Genomic DNA, 731 nt, shown 5'->3' on the forward strand with positions numbered 1-731 from the left:
GCTGCATTGGTTGCTCTTCCACTTGTGGTTCTACTACCACTTGCTGCATTGGTTGCTCTTCCACTTGTGGTTCTACTATCACTTGCTGCATTGGTTGCTCTTCCACTTGTGATTCTACTACCTCTTGTTGCATTGGTTGTTCTTTCACTTGTGGTTCTGCTACCTCTTGTTGCACTGGCTTATTCTCTACTCGTACATTAACAGAAGGCGGCATTGCATTTGCTCTAGCTGCATGTCTTTCCATTAATCGTGTTCTATCTTGTTTCAGCATAACAACATTAAATGGTACATGACGCTTTTTCTCACGTTTTGGTTCTTCTTTTTGTACAACTGGTTGTTCTTCTACGACCGGTGCTTCTTCTACAACTGATTGTTCTTCTGCGACTGGTGCTTCTTCTACAACTCGTTTATTTTCTTCTGTTTCTGCAATTAAAACATTCGCAAAGCTTTGAACATCGTTCTTTGTCTGTTCATCAGCCTCAGCTACATGTATGAATTCACTGTTTTGTTCAATTACTTCATCTTCTTGCTGAATTTCCTCAAGTGCTACAAATGTCTCTACTACAGGCGCTTTTGTTTCTGCGATCACTTCTACTTCTTCTAGCTCTTCTGTTTCCGCAATTACTTCTACTTCTTCTAGCTCTTCTGTTTCCGCAATTACTTCCACTTCTTCTAGCTCTTCCGTTTCCGCAATTACTTCTACTTCTTCTGACTCTTCCGCTTCTGCAATT

1 pseudogene is annotated in these 731 nt (G+C 40.9%); it reads right to left on the reverse strand.

Going from position 1 to position 731, the window contains the following annotated elements:
- Positions 1 to 731, reverse strand: a pseudogene (locus tag MR170_RS30880) (DNA translocase FtsK); the annotation flags it as partial.

The sequence above is a fragment of the Bacillus cereus group sp. BfR-BA-01524 genome, from assembly GCF_022662595.1.
Classification (GTDB): Bacteria; Bacillota; Bacilli; order Bacillales; family Bacillaceae_G; genus Bacillus_A; species Bacillus_A thuringiensis_S.